General features: G+C 71.0%; 10 protein-coding genes. 1 reads left to right on the forward strand and 9 read right to left on the reverse strand.

The window, feature by feature from the left end:
• Positions 1-152 precede the first annotated feature (152 nt).
• Genes ACFY3N_RS14530 through ACFY3N_RS14545 form a run of 4 tightly spaced genes read right to left on the reverse strand, consistent with a single transcriptional unit; the run spans position 153 to position 9,933 of the window.
• Entirely contained in the window at positions 153-1,238 is a 1,086-nt protein-coding gene (locus ACFY3N_RS14530) for a DNA helicase (RefSeq protein ID WP_390817002.1), read from the reverse strand.
• Positions 1,235-3,085: a DrmB family protein gene (drmB, locus tag ACFY3N_RS14535; RefSeq protein WP_390817003.1), complete on the reverse strand. Its 1,851-nt coding sequence runs from the start codon at positions 3,083-3,085 to the stop codon at positions 1,235-1,237. Before drmB ends, ACFY3N_RS14530 begins: the two co-directional genes overlap by 4 nt.
• Positions 3,082-6,210 (reverse strand): helicase-related protein, encoded by a 3,129-nt coding sequence (locus ACFY3N_RS14540; RefSeq protein WP_390817004.1) that lies wholly within the window; start codon positions 6,208-6,210, stop codon positions 3,082-3,084. The genes drmB and ACFY3N_RS14540 overlap by 4 nt, the downstream gene beginning before the upstream one ends.
• Before the next feature lie 54 nt (positions 6,211-6,264).
• Positions 6,265-9,933, reverse strand: a complete 3,669-nt coding sequence (locus ACFY3N_RS14545) for a sigma-70 family RNA polymerase sigma factor (protein ID WP_390817005.1) — start codon at positions 9,931-9,933, stop codon at positions 6,265-6,267.
• 296 nt (positions 9,934-10,229) lie between these two features.
• Here ACFY3N_RS14545 and ACFY3N_RS14550 point away from each other — a divergent pair, with 296 nt between their 5' ends.
• Positions 10,230-11,480: a hypothetical protein gene (locus tag ACFY3N_RS14550; protein WP_390817006.1), complete on the forward strand. Its 1,251-nt coding sequence runs from the start codon at positions 10,230-10,232 to the stop codon at positions 11,478-11,480.
• 64 nt (positions 11,481-11,544) lie between these two features.
• Here ACFY3N_RS14550 and ACFY3N_RS14555 read toward each other — a convergent pair whose 3' ends face one another.
• The 5 genes from ACFY3N_RS14555 to ACFY3N_RS14575 form a co-directional block, all read right to left on the reverse strand.
• Positions 11,545-11,733, reverse strand: coding sequence for a DUF397 domain-containing protein (locus ACFY3N_RS14555; RefSeq protein ID WP_390817007.1), 189 nt, complete (start codon positions 11,731-11,733; stop codon positions 11,545-11,547).
• The gene (locus tag ACFY3N_RS14560) at positions 11,730-12,590 is read right to left on the reverse strand and encodes a helix-turn-helix domain-containing protein (RefSeq protein WP_390817008.1); all 861 of its coding nucleotides are present in this window, start codon (positions 12,588-12,590) and stop codon (positions 11,730-11,732) included. The genes ACFY3N_RS14555 and ACFY3N_RS14560 overlap by 4 nt, the downstream gene beginning before the upstream one ends.
• A gap of 247 nt (positions 12,591-12,837) precedes the next feature.
• Positions 12,838-13,806 (reverse strand): NAD-dependent epimerase/dehydratase family protein, encoded by a 969-nt coding sequence (locus ACFY3N_RS14565; protein WP_390817009.1) that lies wholly within the window; start codon positions 13,804-13,806, stop codon positions 12,838-12,840.
• Positions 13,781-14,281, reverse strand: a complete 501-nt coding sequence (locus tag ACFY3N_RS14570; protein ID WP_390817010.1) for a hypothetical protein — start codon at positions 14,279-14,281, stop codon at positions 13,781-13,783. The genes ACFY3N_RS14565 and ACFY3N_RS14570 overlap by 26 nt, the downstream gene beginning before the upstream one ends.
• A gap of 206 nt (positions 14,282-14,487) precedes the next feature.
• Positions 14,488-15,237, reverse strand: a complete 750-nt coding sequence (locus ACFY3N_RS14575; RefSeq protein WP_390817011.1) for an SDR family NAD(P)-dependent oxidoreductase — start codon at positions 15,235-15,237, stop codon at positions 14,488-14,490.
• Between the last annotated feature and the right edge of the window lie 112 nt (positions 15,238-15,349).

The raw sequence follows: 15,349 nt of genomic DNA on the forward strand, positions 1-15,349 counted from the left end.
GGGCTCCAGCCGGCGCGCCGACCTGGAGAAGGCCGTGCGCACGTACAGCGGCGGCCAGGACACCGAACGCGGCCTGCGCGCGCTGCGCGACGCGGGGCACGACCCGCAGGGCAAGCACACTCGGCACATCCTGCGCGCTCTCACGGGCCGTTCTACCCTCGTTGCAGTTCCCCGCGATTCACCTGGGCCAGGAGAGGTGGCTCGGACTCCCCTTCGTAGCCGAGGTGGAGTTCCTGCCGTGCGCGGGTGGCCATCACGTAGTACGACATGCGCAGGGCGGCGGAGGTGGGGTCCGTACCCGCGTCCGCGTGTGTGTCGGGGATGACGACCGTGTCGAAGCCGAGCCCCTTGGCGCTGCGACGGTGCACGATCACGATGCCGGGCCGGCCCAGGTCGAGGTTGCGGTACTGACCGCCCTTGGACTCGGACGTGTACAGCTGGGGCTTCAGGCGGGGCGCGCGGTTCTGGACGCTGCCGAGCAGGGAGAACTGGGTGTGCTTGGTGGCGGCGATCACTCCGATGCTCTTCTTGGGCTGGGTCTCGGCGAGCAGGACGAGCAGGTCCGCCACGCCTCGCTCGTGGAAGCGGTGCAGGCGTGGCACCGGTCCCTGGCGGCCGGGCAGGACCGGCGTGCCGGCACCGGTGTGGAAGTGGGCCGCGAAGGACGCGATCTGCTCGGTGTTGCGGTGGTTGCCGGCGAGTTCGTGGCGGGTGCACCGGCCGAGGTTGCGGGCGATCTCGTCGAGGGTGGAGTTGGTGTCGGTGAGCCGTTGGCACTGGTCCGCGAAGACGGTCGTACGGGCCCCCAGCATGCGGCAGAGCAGGTAGAACTGCGGCGGCAGGTCCTGCCCTTCGTCGATGACCAGGGTGGGCCCGACGGCCGGCGCGGTGTCGGCGGCACGGTTGTGGAGGGCGTCCCAGTCGTACCAGCCGTCGCCGCCGCCGGGCGGTGTGGCGCCGTACCAGTCGGCGAGCCAGCGGTGTGCGGTCATGACGCGCACCGAGCGGTCCGCGGGGCCCAGTGCGTGCACCGTGCCGGCGAGCGACTGGCGTAGCAGGTTGGAGTAGGTCAGCAGGACCACCGGGGTGCCGGTGAGGGCGAGCATGGCGGCGCGCTGCGCGGCCAGCACGCTCTTGCCGCTGCCCGGCGGTCCGCCGACCAGGTGGTTGCCGTCGAAGGGGAGTCCGTCGAGGCCGGACCGCTGGTCGGGGTCGAGGTCGAGGTAGGTGATGGTCACTGCTGCTCCAGGGCGCCCGCCGCGGCGGCGCGGGCGGCGGTGACGATCGACTGCAGGTAGCCGGGAACCCGTTCGCCGCCGACGACGAGGGCCCGGTCCAGGAGGCTGTTGCCGGCCTCGCAGCTGGTCTCCGGGAGCAGGGCGCAGGCGTGGCAGGCGGCCCGGTTGAGGTTGCCGAAGCCCTGCCCGGAGTGTTCGGCGCACAGCGGGTCGGCGGAGCACCAGGCGGCGGACTCGGTCATCCGCAGCAGTGTTTCGGCCAGCCGCGGCGGTTCGCCCTGGCGGACGAGTCCACCGAGGGTGCCTTCGGCGTCACCGGCCGCGGTGTAGACGAGGATGCCGTACTGGTCCTGTTCGGGGCGGGCGTAGATACGCTCGCGCAGGCTCGCCGTGGTGTAGCCGGACTCGAAGGACAGCTGGCGGATGAGGAGGTGGGCCAGGGTGTGCAACAGGACGAAGCGCGGGGAGAGTTCGGGGCCGGTCACGTTCCGCAGTCGGTCCTTCTGGAAGGAGCGGTCGAGGTCGGCCCGCATGCCCTTGACGCGTCCGCGTACGTCCGGGTCCTCCTCCCAGTCCTTCAGCGCGGCGTGGTCGAGGGTGAGGAAGACGCCCTCGCCGAAGACCTCGACGGCGGGCAGCCACTTCAGCCGGCGCGAGGTGTCGGCGGGGACGACGGCGGCGTCCGGGGAGACCCGGGTGAAGCCGGACAGGGCGCGGACCTCGCGGAGCCGGTCGGCGAGGACGACACGGCCGAAGCGGCTCGCGAGGCCGGCCCAGGGTTCGTCGGTCTCGCCTGCCAGGCCGAGCGTGGTCTCGCGCAGGGCGAAGTCACGGGTGGCGGGCGGGGCGGGTGCCGTGAACGCGGCCCATTCCTCCCGGCTCAGGTCGGGCCGTGTGGGGCCGTCGGGTGCGGCAGCCGTGACGGCAGGGCTCGTACCGCCCGTCTCCTCGGCCAGGAGTGCGTCCAGCAGACCGTCGTCGGCCCCCGTGTCCTCCTGGATCATCTGCCGGAACAGGACGGCGCGGGATGAGGCGGGGTCGCGGCACAGCGACACCCAGAGGTGGTGTTCGCGGACCTGGTCCGCGAGCGCGTCGTCGGCGTGCGCGGGGACGTCGGTCTCGGGGATGTCGAGCGCGGAGTGCACGATCGGGTAGTAGAGGTTGCCGGCGGTCCGCTGCACGATCTGCACCGGGCGCGGGCACTCGACGGCTTCGCCGGCACGCTGCCAGGGGTTCCGTCCCGAGCAGCGCATACCGTGGGTGCCGAGGATGTCGAGCAGGTCCCGGACGGCTCCGCAGCCCTTGGCGGTGCAGGCGACGGAGAGCGCTTCGAGGCCGGAGGCCCGTTCGGAGACGAGGAAGCGCAGCTTCTCGCGCTCCCCGCACTGCCGGCGCTCGCCCCCGTCGCGCCGCGAGTGCGCCCAGAACCACCAGTCGACGTCGCCGAGGTGCCCGGCCTGGCAGATCTGCGCGAACCGCATCGGCGCCAGCGTCCGCGCGGGAGAGCAGGAGGGGCAGCGCGGCGCCTGGCCGCGCTTCTCGTCGGCGATCCGCCACCGCTTCATCCTCCGGCAGGCACCGCAGAACAGCCAGGAGGGGAAGCGGATGTACGGCGCTCCGGGTGCGTCGGCGACGTCGAAGCGGTCGCCCGCGGCGGCGGGCGCGGCGTAGAAGCCGGAGACGCCGAGGCGGTCCGCGAGCCGGGGCGAGTCGATGGGCTGCCTGCCGCGGGACGGCCAGTCGCCGATGCCGGTGGCGACGAACGACTCGCCCTGGATGTCGAAGACGGCCCCGACCCCGAAGGGCACCACGGTCTGCGACTGACGTACCCGGAGTGTGCGGCTCACAGGTCGGCTCCCTTCACTGTCACCTGGCATTCCCGGTCGACGTTGCGCATCGAGTTGGGTGTCTCCCACAGGCCGTGGACCTGCTCGAAGCTCTTGATGAGGTTGGACTGGCCCTTGCCCTGGCTGCGGTAGTACAGCTCGCGGCCGTCCTTGCGGGCCTGGCGCGCGAAGTCCTCCCAGTCGGCGAGCAGCCCGGCGAGCTCCTTGCGCACCGCGTCACCGGCCCCCGGCTCCGCGGTGTCCGCCCGCACCGCCAACTCCTCGGCCAGCTCCTCCGCTTCGGTCATCCGGTCGAGGATCAGCCCGGCCTGGTTCTCGGCCGCCAGTCCGAGCCGGTGCCGTACGAGGACGACGAGCACGGCGTGCAGGGCGCGGCGGCGGGAGGGTACGGACCAGGGGGTGACGCTGGTCGGTTCGACGTGCCGGTAGAGCGCGCGGTGGTACACGTCGAAGGTCTCGTAGTGCGAACGGTCCCTGGGGCGGGTGGCGTTGAAGAAGGTCACCACGAGTCCGGGCACGGCGTGGCGGCCCACACGGCTGGTGGCCTGGATGTACTCGGCGGTCGTCTTGGGCTGGCCCTGCATCAGCATCAGTGCGAGCCGCTTCACGTCGACGCCGACGGACAGCATGTTGGTGCAGGGCAGGAAGGACACCGACCTCGTGTCGTCCCAGCTCTTCTCCAGCCGGTCGAGGAGCACGGGCTGTTCGGAGCGCGGCAGGTTGCTGGTGAGTTCCTCGACCTGCTGGTCCGGCAGGGGGCGTACGCCGCCGCCGGTGTCGAGTCCGGCGAGCTGGGCGGGGATGTCGTCGGCGGCGGCGGTGACCGTGCGGCCCAGTTCGCGCAGGCTGTGGTGGTAGGCGACGAGCGTCCAGTAGGCGTCCCGGTGTTCCTCGGGCAGTTCCCAGGCGCCCTGGAGCAGGGCGGCGGCGGTGGCGACGGAGGCACGGCCGGCGGTGTGTCCCTGGGCCATGACGCCGACGTAGCGGCGGCCCGGCCGGGAGGTGTCGGGTTCGGCGAAGTAGGAGTGGCGGGCGTCGAGTCCGGCGGGCGGGAAGAGCTGGACGTCTCCCCCGTAGAGCGCGCGGACCTGCTCGCCGGAGCGGCGGATGGTGGCGGTGGACGCCACGACCTTGGGCCCGGTTCCGTCCGGAGCGGCGCACAGTCCGAGGACGGCGGACTCGTAGAGGCCGACGGTGGTGCCGAGCGGACCGGTGAGCAGGTGCAGTTCGTCCTGGATGACGAGGGACGGCGGCCGGTTGCCGGTGCCGGCGCCGAAGAGCCGTCCCGCACGCGGTTCCCAGGCGAGGCGGGCGAACTTGTCGACGGTGCCGAGGACGAAGGTGGGCGGACGGTCGTACAGGTGGTCGTCCACGACGGCGACGGGCAGTTCGTCGTGGAAGAGGCACGCGTCCCTGGGGCAGAAGAAGGCGAAGGAGTCGGCGGCGGCGCGCACCCCGTAGTCGCCGGTGTCGGGCGACTTGTGGGCGGGCAGGACGCGCGTGCCGCACCACGGGCAGCGGTCGAGGATGAACACGTCGTCCGGGGTGGCGGCCTCGCGCGCGTTGTCGAAGTCGCGGCGCGCCTTGTCGTAGCTGTTCGCGGTGGTGGTCTCACCGACCCACAGCCCGATGGAGAACGGCTCCTCGCCGTAGGTGGCCGGGTCGGCCCGGCGCATGGACTCCAGGGCGCACACGGTCGTCGCGGCACGCTGGAACTGCTGTGTGGTCAGCAGGCTGAGCGTGTACCGGCTGAGCACGGCGGTGCCTCCGCCGTCGGGTCCGCCCCGGCGCAGCACCATGACGAACGCGGCCAGCAGCAGGTACGCCTCGGTCTTGCCGCCACCGGTCGGGAACCAGATGAGGTCCGTGACGGCGCGGTCCGGGTGCCGGGGGTCGACGGCGCCGTCGACGGCCAGCAGGAAGAACGCGAGCTGGAAGGGGCGCCAGGTGGCGTCCGCGTACGGCTGCGGGTCCGGCGGCACGCCGTTGTCGCGGCGGGGTCGCCGGGTGCCGGCGAGGTCGGCTGCGGAGTGGCGCATCTGCAGGGCCATGGCGTGGTTGGCGGCCCGGAAGGCGTGCAGCAGTTCGGGACGCCGGGGATCGCAGAGGGTGCGTACGCCGGACTCGATGCGGGAGACCGCGGTGCCGATCCGTCCGAGGACCCGCTCGGCCGCCTCACGGCCCCATGGGGGCACCTCGGTGTTGAGCTGACCGACGTACCAGGCCCGGTAAGCGGAGGCGAACTCGAACAGTTCCTCGCGGAGTTGATCGACGGAGACGGCCGGATCGGCGAGGTGGGCGAGGCTGAGCACGGGGGTGTCGGTGAGTCCGGCGGCTCGTACGCCCGTGACCTCCGCCTCGGGCATGACGGCCGCCCGGAGTCCCGTCACCGTCCGGTCGTCGCCGTCCCGCAGTTCCTCGACGGCGCACCCGTGGCCGACGGCGTGGGTGCGCACATGCCGGTACTGCAGGCGCAGTTCCTGTTCCTCCGGGTCCCTGCTGGCCAGGCGCACGCTCGGATACTGGAGCACCTGCCCGTCGACGGGCCGGGCCCGCAGCTCCACCTGGAACAGCATCCCGTCCCAGTGGGCGCTCCGGCCGAGCGCGGAGTCGTACCGGGCGGCGTTGACGAGGGCGACGGTGACGAGCTTACCGTTGCCGAAGTCGCGGCGCATGACGCGCAGTTCGGCTCGCGCGTCCAGGACGGAGACCTGGTCCCGGCCCGGGCCGAGGAGGTGTGTCTCGGCCGGTATCGCGATCCGCTGCCACGTCCGGCCGCGCTGGTCGCTGCGCGACCGAGTGCGGTAACGGGCGGCGGAGCACTCGACCTCGAGGATCTCGGCGTCGGTGTAGAAGCTGAATCCGAGGGACGACGGCAGCCAGGAGTTCGACTCCGGCACGGGGTCGCCCGCCGGCGCGGTGTCCTCGGCCCCCCGCTCGGTGCCGGCCCCGTCGAACTCCTCCTTGGCGAGGTCCAACTGCCCCTGCAGGTCGGCTTCCTGCGGGTAGAGGGTGCCCATGAGGTACTGCCGGTCGGGCGGTGCGTCGAGCGTCTCGTCGTCGCCGTCGACCGGGCCGACGAGTTGCCGCCGCAGGTAGGAGACGAGTTCCTGTCTGGGGTCCATGGGATTCCTGGTGTCGATGAGTGGGGAGGGGGACGGGGGGGGCGGCCGGCGGGCTCAGGAGCGGCGCCAGCGGTCCCGGAGGGAGCCGCGACCGCGGTCCGCCGCCTCCTGGGCCGCGGCCAGTTGTGCCTGTACCTCGCTGAGCCGCGTCTGCGTCTCGCCGAGTTGCGTCTGCAGGTCGGTGACGCGGAGCCAGGCGTCGTGCTCGCTCTGTGCGATGCGCCGGGCCGCCTCCTGCTCGGCCTCCTCGGCGCGCCGCCGGGCGGCCTCGACGAACAGGTCCCGCTGGGCGACGGCCGCTTCGGCCTCCCGCAGGCGTGCCTCCACCTCGGCGACGCGCAGTCGGGCACCCTGGCGGTACTCCTCCCGTGCCGACGCGGCGGCGCGTTCACGCTCGACGGCCACCGACTGGGCCTCGCTCAGCCGTGCCTCGAGGTCCCCGATGCGCGCCTCGGCACCTTCGCGGTAGTCGCGCAGCCTCTGCTCCAGTTCGTCCGCCCGCTGCCCGGTGCCGGCCGTCTGCCGGGCGGCCTCTTCCGCACGCTCGGCACGGCGCAGCACTGCCTCGTAGGCCTCGCGGTACTGCTCCTTCAGACGCGCGAGGTGCTCCTCGGCCTGGCGCCGCACCTGCTTTTCGCGCCGGTCCCGGGACCGGTCCGCACGGTGCAGCAGCACCTCTTCCCACGCGTCGAGCTGTCGCTCGGCCTCGGCCCGTACGGCCGCGACACGCTCGTCGGCACGGCGCCGTTCCTGGTCCAGCCGTAGCTCGTTCTCCTGCGTCAGCAGGGCGATCCGGGCTTCGTGCCGGGCGCGGACCTCGGCGAGCGACGGCTCGGTGTCGGCCGGCCGCGACTCGACCGGTGTGGAAGGAGCGGGAGGGGTTGCCGGACGTCCGCTTGTCGTGTCGGCCACCTGCTCCGCGACCGTGCTCTCACCGGCACCGCCGTTCCCGGAGGCGGGAACCGTCCGTAGCGGGCGCGCCGCGACGAACTCCGCGAGGGCGGCACCGACGGCGAGGCGTGACTCGGCGCCCACCAGTGGTCTTGTGGCCAGGTACGCCCGGGGAGTGGCCCCGGCCAGCGCTCCGGCGGGCCGCTCGAAGAAGTGCTCGGGCCGCAGTCCCGCGTCCTTGACGGAGTCGAGAACCTTCTGCAGGACTTCCAGGGCTTCGACCACGGGCCGGTCGAGCGTCCCCCGCTGCCGCGCGGCGCGCACCACCGCGTCCGTGACGGAGGAGCCGAACAGTGCGGACAGTTGCAGATGTCCCAGGGCGAGCAGAGCGTACTCGGCGAGCCAGGTCACTCCTCCGCCCAGCGGTGGGCGGGTCAGCGTCAGGGCCTTGCCCCAGTCGGCGGTGGTCTGCGGCGTACCGGCCGGGCCGGCGGTCTCCGCCGGTCGTCCCGTCTCCGGTACCGATGCCGGTTCGGAGCCGGACACCTGCGGGACCTCGGGTTCCGGTACTTGCGGGACCTCGGGTTCCGGTACCTGCGGGACCTCGGGTTCCGGTACCTGCTCGCTCTCGGGCTCCGCCGGTTTCGCCGCCACGGCGAGGAACTCCCGCAGGGCGTCCCGTACGGCCAGCCGCGACTCGCGGTCCACCAGGGGGCTGCGTACGAGATAGGCGCGGGGCGTCGCCCCGACGAGCGCTTCGGCGGGGCGGTCGAAGAAGTCCTCCGGCCGCCGCCCGGCGGCCACCAGGGCGTCGAAGACCCGGCGCAGCACTTCCAGCGCGGTCAGCACCGGACGCGAGAGGCGTCCGCCGCTACGGGCGTCCCGCACCACCGCGTCGGCAGCCGGCTGCCCCAGCACCGCCGCCAGACCGTCGTCCCCCAGCGCCGCACGTGCGTAGTCGGCGAGCCACCAGAGGTGGTCGACGGGCTCCTCCGACATCCGGCAGGCGTGCTCCCAGTCGGCGGCGACGGCGTCCGGAGCCGTGGTGTCCACGGCCTCATCGGTGTCCGTGAGCGCCCCTGCACGGGTGTTCTCCCGGGGGATCACGGGCACCGCGATCTCCGCCTCGACGATCGGCGTGTCACCGTTCGGCTCCGTCTCCCCCACCACCGGGGTGGCCGCCGAAGCCGCAGTCGCAGCCACCGCTGCCCGCTCCCCGGCGGCCCGGGCAAGACGCGCCGCCCTGGCCTTGCGCAGGGCGATCCGGGCCCGGGCGGTGCGGGCCGCGTGCGTGGCGCGGGCGAGCCGTGCGGCCCTCTTGGCCTCGGCGGCGCGTTCCGCCGCCAGCTCGGCCTTCTCGCACGCGGCGTCCAGACCGACGAGTCCCGCCTCGCGCACCCGCTCCCGCAGCACGGGCCGGACCTTGCCCTCGATCTGCCGGATGCGTTCCCGGGTGACACCGAACTCACGGCCGAGGTCGTCCAGGGTCGAGGGCTCGTCCCCGTCGAGCCCGAGCCGCCGCACCAGGATCCGCGCCTCCCGTTCGGTGAACGTGTCCACCACGGCCAGGACGCCCTCCGCGAACAGGGCTCCCACCACCTGCCGCTCCACCGACGGCAGGACATGGGTCTCCGCCACGAAGTCCGCCAGGGTCGCGCCGTCGCCGATGACCCGGTCCAGGGAGTCGGTGCGCCGGGTGAGCTTTCGGATCTCCTGCACCTTCTGCAGGGTCATGTCGCACCGCACCGCGACATCGGCGTCGTCCGCGCGCCGCCCCTCGGCCGCGAGGGCGCGTTCGGCCCTGGCCACCTTCCGCATCTGTTCGTGCATGTGCACCGGGACGCGGATCAGCGCGCCCTCGTCGGCGATGGCCCGGGTGACGGACTGCCGGATCCACCAGGTGGCGTAGGTGGAGAACTTGTTGCCCATGGTCGGGTCGAACTTCCGCGCCGCCCTGAGCAGACCGAGGAAACCGTGCTGGAGGAGGTCCTCGTAGTCGAGCCCCTGGTCCAGATAGGGCCGCACCAGGGAGTGCACGAGCCGCTGGTTGTGCACTACGAGGCAGTCCCGGGCACGGACTCTGAGGTCTTCGGCAGGGAGGGCCTTCAGTTCGCCCTCGTCCGGTTCCCGCGCGATACGGTCCGGTCCGCCCCGCAGCAGCACGGCCAGGCCGACCTCCGCCTGCGCGCTCAGCAACCGGCTGCCGGGGCGCCGCACCCGTCGGTCGGTGTCCAGGACGGCGTGCGCCGCGGCCACCGACTCCGCGAGGTCCCCTCGTGACACGTCCCCCGCGGACGCGTCCTCCCCCAGGTCGGGCGCCTCGGCTTCGACGTCCTCCGCGCCGTCGGACGCGTCCGGCTCCTCGGTCTCCTCGCCATTCCCGGCGCCCGGCTCCCCCTCCGGGTCCCGCACCAGAGCCCTCGCACGGAGCTGAGCGGCCTCGTGCGCGCCGAGCCCGGCGAGCCGGATCACTCCGTCCACGACCCTCGGAGTCACATACCCGTCGGCGTCCGCGTAGCGGGCCAGCAGGTTCTGTACGAGCGACAGGCGGGGGAACACGTTTTCCGCGCGATCCCGTGCAACCTTTTCACCACCGCGCTGGTCGCCCCCTGCGTGCATCTGCAATTCCCTCACGGGCAGCCCAAGCCGGGCCAGTTCCTGACGCAGCCGTTCCCGCTCGGCGTCCCCCAGGGCGAGCGCCCGCACGCTCTCGGCGAAGACGTGCTCCGGGACGACGCCGTCCACGGCCGCGCGCCGCAGCCGCGCCAGCACCTCACCGAGCGCCGCACGCAGACCGGACGATCCGGCGTCGACCGCAGACCACCGCGCCATTAGTTCACCCCTAAACTTCCCTCAACCACCCACGCTAGGCCCTGCGCGTTGATGATGTCAACGCACTGTCACCTATCGATTTGATCGCCCTTCGTGTACGGTTTCGCCTGCCACCGCTTCCCCTCTGTCACGATGGGTGGGCGCAGCGACACGCGAGGGGGTCCTGTCCGTCAGGGGCAGGGCGGGACGCGTACAAGGGGGAAGCAGCGAGTGAGGTTTACCCCGGTCCCTGCACGGCGATCGCCGCGTGCATCCCGACCACTTCCCACTGCGACAAGCCTCTTCAGGAGCAGGCGATGAGCAACGAGATTCAGCTGATCAGTGACGGTGACGGACTCGCAGTCATGGGGAATGCGACGGATGTCGAACGGTTCCTCGCCTCGGAGGTATTGCCGTCGAAGGACCTCGGGGTGCAACGGCTCAAGTCCGTCTTCGGTACCGGGGCTGCGGTCGCGCAGGCGGGTTCGGACATTGTCGCCGACTCGGGTCGCTGGGTGAAGCTGACCAAAGAGTCCGCGGAGCGTGTCAAGAAGTTCGGGCTGATGCAAAGCAAGACGCCAGGTGTCAGCCATGCGATGGTGGGAAAACCCGGCTCGATCAAGAATTGGCTCCAGGTCGAGAAGGGGGCCGGCTCGTTCCTGACCAGCCCTGCACGTCTGGCTGGTGTCGCGGGGGTCATGGCGCAGCTCTCGATGCAGCAGACCATGGACGAGATCACCGACTATCTCGCCACGATCGACGAGAAGGTCGACGACGTGCTCCGCGCCCAGAAGGACGCTGTGCTGTCCCGCATGATCGGAATGGACCTCGTGATCGAGGAGACCATGACCATCCGAGAGCAGGTGGGCCTAGTCTCCGAGGTCACGTGGTCGAAGGTACAGACCGCGCCGACGACGATCGCGGAAACCCAGGCGTACGCACTGCGTCAACTCGACGCCCTGGCGGAGAAGCTGGAGAACAAGCCCAAGATCGGCGATCTCGCCACGACGGTCAAGGAAGTCGAGCCCAAGGTTCGGGAGTGGCTCGCTGTTCTGGCTCGCTGCTTCCAACTGCAGGACTCGATCGCCGTGCTTGAACTCGACCGAGTTCTGGACGCGAATCCGGATCAGCTGGACCAGCACCGCCTCGGGCTTCGGGCTGCCCGACAGAACCGGCTGGATCTCATCTCACGGAGCACCGAACGCCTGGTGGCCCGGATGAACTCGGCTGCCGACACTGCCAACGCGAGGGTGTTGCTGTACCCGACCAAGTCCCCGGCTGTGGTCCAGTCGAGCAACCATGTGGTGACCGGCGTCCATGACTTCCATGCGCGGCTCGGGATCGAGTCCGGTCGCCAGTCGTCGGAGGCGAGACGATGGGTGGAAGCGGCGGCGGAGGTGAAGGACAAGGCGCTTGAGACAGGGGCGAAGGGCGTCGATGTCGCCAGAAGCCTCGGCAACGAGACCCTCAACCGGGCCGGCTCGGTCAAGGGCAGGCTCTCCAGCGAGATCGCCGAGCGAGCACGCCGCCTACGCGGGAACGAAAAAGAACGCGACGAGGAAGACTGAGTGAGCGTCGACCGCCCACATCGTGGGGCGAGCCATCAACCGCCCACCCCACAGCCGACCTCCGTCAGTCCCGCGCCACCGCGAAGCCCACGAAGCGCACCCAGCCCTCACGTTCTACGGCAAACGGCCGTCGGGCCACATCCTTGGAGTCCCGTACGTGGACGACCCGCTCCGTGACAGCTACCTCCACGCAGTCGTCGCCCTGTGCGCTGCTGTAGCTGGACTTGAACCAACCGAGTTCGGACGTGTTCATAGCGCTCCTCTGATCCGCATCAGCAGGCCCACGGAGTCCTTCGGGGAAAGTGCCTGCGAACGCAGTCTTGCATAGCGCATATGGATGCGGCTCACCTCTTTCGGGCCAGCGATCAAGCGGCCGTTCTCCTGGCCCTCGGAGTACGCCCGCCAGCGGCCGTCCGGCATCTCCAGCAGTCGTACAGGCCCCGAAAGGCATGCATGTTGCTCGCTGTCCGCAGGCATGACCTGAACGGTGACGTTGCGCAGAAGGCCGAGCTCAAGGATGAGATCGAGCTGCTCCGCCGTGACTTGCGTCCCTCCCAAGCGGCGCATGAGAACGGCCTCTTCGATGACGAAGTCGAACGTCGTGTTGGGATGTTCGCGGAGCAGTTGCTGACGCTCCATGCGCACCTGGACGGTGGTCTCCAGAGCATCATCCGACAAGGGTGGAATCTCGTTCTCGCAGAGAGTCCGTACGTACCCCTCCGACTGCAACAGCCCAGGGACCAGCCGACACTCATACGTGCACAGACTCACCGCCGTACGCTCCAGCCTGGCCCACTGCCGGAACCAGGCCGCCAACCCCGCGTCCCCCCGAGTCAGGAACCGCGCCGAGTGCCGCAGCGCCCCCGTGTTCCCCAGCGCCTCCTCCGCCCGCTCCACGAAGGACGCGTCCGGCATCCGCCGCCCCAACTCCACCGACTCCACCGTGTGCTTGGAGTACCGGACCAGCTCCCCGAACTGCACCCTGCTCAGCCCCGCGTGCTCCCGCAGCGCCTGCACGACCGCCCCGAACGTCCGCAGGCTGTCCGACGGATCCGGCTCCCGCTCGCACTCCCCGCCCGGCACCGCCGGCTCCACATGGTCGGTCGTCATCCGAGGCCCACCTCCAGGTTCGCGCACACCGGCTCCCTCTGATGAAAAACGCCGGGAGCAGCCAAGAGGACACTCGTACAACCCACCCATCATCCCCGTACGGTGACGCACCGTACGGGGATGGCATCCCGCATAGACGCTCACGCGAGAGCTGCGTGTCCGCAACCGGAAGGGACCTTTCGCCGTGGAGGCGAGCCCCCGCCCCCACCCTTGACCCCGCCACCACACCACCGACGCGCCGACCGCCTCACGGCAAGGGCATCTCCTGCTCGATCCACTTCGTGATCGACGGGCGCGAGGGGTGCCAGCCGAGGTCGTGAGCCCGGGTGGCACGTACGCGGCTGTTGGCGCCGAGGGCGTACCGGGAGAAACCCTCCCCCCACGCGGCCGCAGCGGAACCCAGATCCCACGGCTCCACCGGCCCCAGACCCAGCCGACGGGCGATCGCCTCACCGATATCGGCGAACGAGGCGTCCTCGCCGCCCTCCACGAAGTAGAAGCCCGTGGCCGCGGGGTCGGTGAGCGCCAGGTGATACAGGTCGGCCATGTCATCGAGGTGCACCGTCGACCAGCGGTTCAGGCCGCGTCCGACGACGCGGACGGTCTTGCCGGCCTGGGCCTGTGTGACCAGTGGCGGGATCAGCACGGTCTGCGGGCGCGGTCCCGTGCCGTTGCCGTAGATCAGTGAATTGCACAGCACCACCGAACGCACTCCCGCCGCACCGGCATCGACGACGGAGCGGTCGATGGCGTACCGGGCCCGCCGGATCTCGTGGTCCCCCGGACTGAAAGGCTTCGCGTCGTCGAAGACCACCTCGGATGCGTACTGGCCCTGGGCGTCGTCACCGATGACGCTGGTCCCGCTGGTGTGGATCAACACCTTGCCCGAACCCCGCAGGGCGTCGACGAAGGCGGCCACAGCGCCGCGGTGGTCGCTGTGAGCGGCGTTGACGACCGCGTCGGCGCGGTCGGCCTCTCGCTTGAGCAGCGCCGCGTCGTCGAGGTCCCCGACGACCGGTTCGATGCCGGCGGCGGCGAGGGCGTCGACCACGCCGGGCGTGCGGGTCAAGCCGCGCACCGTATGCCCCTCGCGGATCAGACGGCGGGCTACGGCTCCGCCGATGTAGCCGCCGGCACCTGTGAGAAAGACGTCCATGATGACTCCTGGCGATGTCGGGGTGGCGGGGGTGTCAGCTGCGGAAGCGGCCTGCGGCACGCAGGGCTTCATCCAGCGGCAGGCGCTGCTGTCGGTCGCCGAACTCGCAGATGCGAGTGATGCGCCCCTCGTGGACCGTCACCTGGAGGCAACGTGAAATGCGCACCGGGGTGCCGTTCTCCAATTCGCCCGAAGCGGTGGCGGCCAGAGCGAAGCCGTGGTGGTCGACATGGAGGGACCAGATGCGGTCGGCATGGTTTCTCACGAGGTCGGCGGTCGCACGGAGCATCCGCAGCATCGCACCCGCGAACTCCTTGCCGGGAAGTGACACGGTCTCGTGATCGAAGCTGTGCCAGACCTCCACGGTCTCGGCGAAGAGCAGATCGAACTCGGGGTCGACCTGCGTCAGGCCGTATGTTCCTGCGAACCGGCTGGCGACTTGGCGCACAGCGGCCAAGCAGGCGGACGGCTCGGAGTCCTGCTCGTCGGGCCGGCCCGCAGCGGCTGTGGCTGCGGCTGTGTCACTGCTGGTCATCGGTTGCCCTCTCGCACCTACCCCCATGCGGTCAGGGGCGCTCGAGAACCAGCGTCCGCGCCGCCGTGCCAGTTCGCGAAGGCGCCTTGCCGCTATGGCAAAAAATGCCGCGCGTGGGGGGAGCCGTCCACGCACGCGCGGGTCGTCGGCGGTGCGTACGCCCCGAAGGCGCGATGTCCTTCGGGGCGCGTGGCAGGGGTTCGGGTTCAGGCGTTGTAGCCGCCGTGGGCGTCCAGCACCGCACCCGTGACGTACGACGCGGCGGGACTCGCGAGGAAGGCGATCGCCGCGGCGATCTCGTCGGGGTGTCCCATGCGCTGCAAGGACAGCGAGCCGACCAGGACCTTGAGCGTCTCGGGGTCCGGCGGCTCCATGCCGCCCTCCATCAGTCCGGCCTCCACGACGTTGGCCGTGATGTTCCGGGGTCCGAGGTCGCGTGCGACGCCCATGGTGTACCTCTCGATCCCGGACTTGGTCGCCGCGTAGTCGGCGATGCCGGGAGCGCCGACCCGGGAGCCCAGTCCTGAACTCACCGTGATGATGCGGCCGCCCGTGCGCAGCACTCGGGAGGCGGCCCGGATGACGGCGATCACGCCGAGGTAGTTGGTGGCGTGCATCCGGTCCAGTGCGGCGGTGTCGGCGTCCGGGTCGTCCACCGTGCCGGCCACGGAGATCGCCGCGTTGTTGACCAGGATGTCCAGGCCGCCGAAGTGCGCGACCACGTCGTCGATCAGCGCCGGCGCCCGGCTCGTGTCCGCCTGGTCGGACTGGAAGGCGACGGCCTTGGCTCCCTTGCCGTGCACCTCGTCGACGACGGCCCGCGCCTGCTTCTCGGAGCTGACGTAGGTGAAGGCGACGTCGGCGCCCTGCTCGGCCAGCAGCCGTACGGTCGCGGCTCCCAGTCCGCGCGACCCTCCGGTGACCAGGGCGACCTTGCCCATGAGTGGCTTGCTCATTCTTCTCACCTCGTTGATTGACCCTTCCCGGCAGTCGCAACACTAATTGTTACGACAACTTGTTGCAACCTTCTCTGTTACGACTGCGCCGTCGTAACATGAACCGTTGCGG

The sequence above is a fragment of the Streptomyces sp. NPDC000348 genome, from assembly GCF_042898795.1.
Lineage (GTDB): Bacteria > Actinomycetota > Actinomycetes > Streptomycetales > Streptomycetaceae > Streptomyces.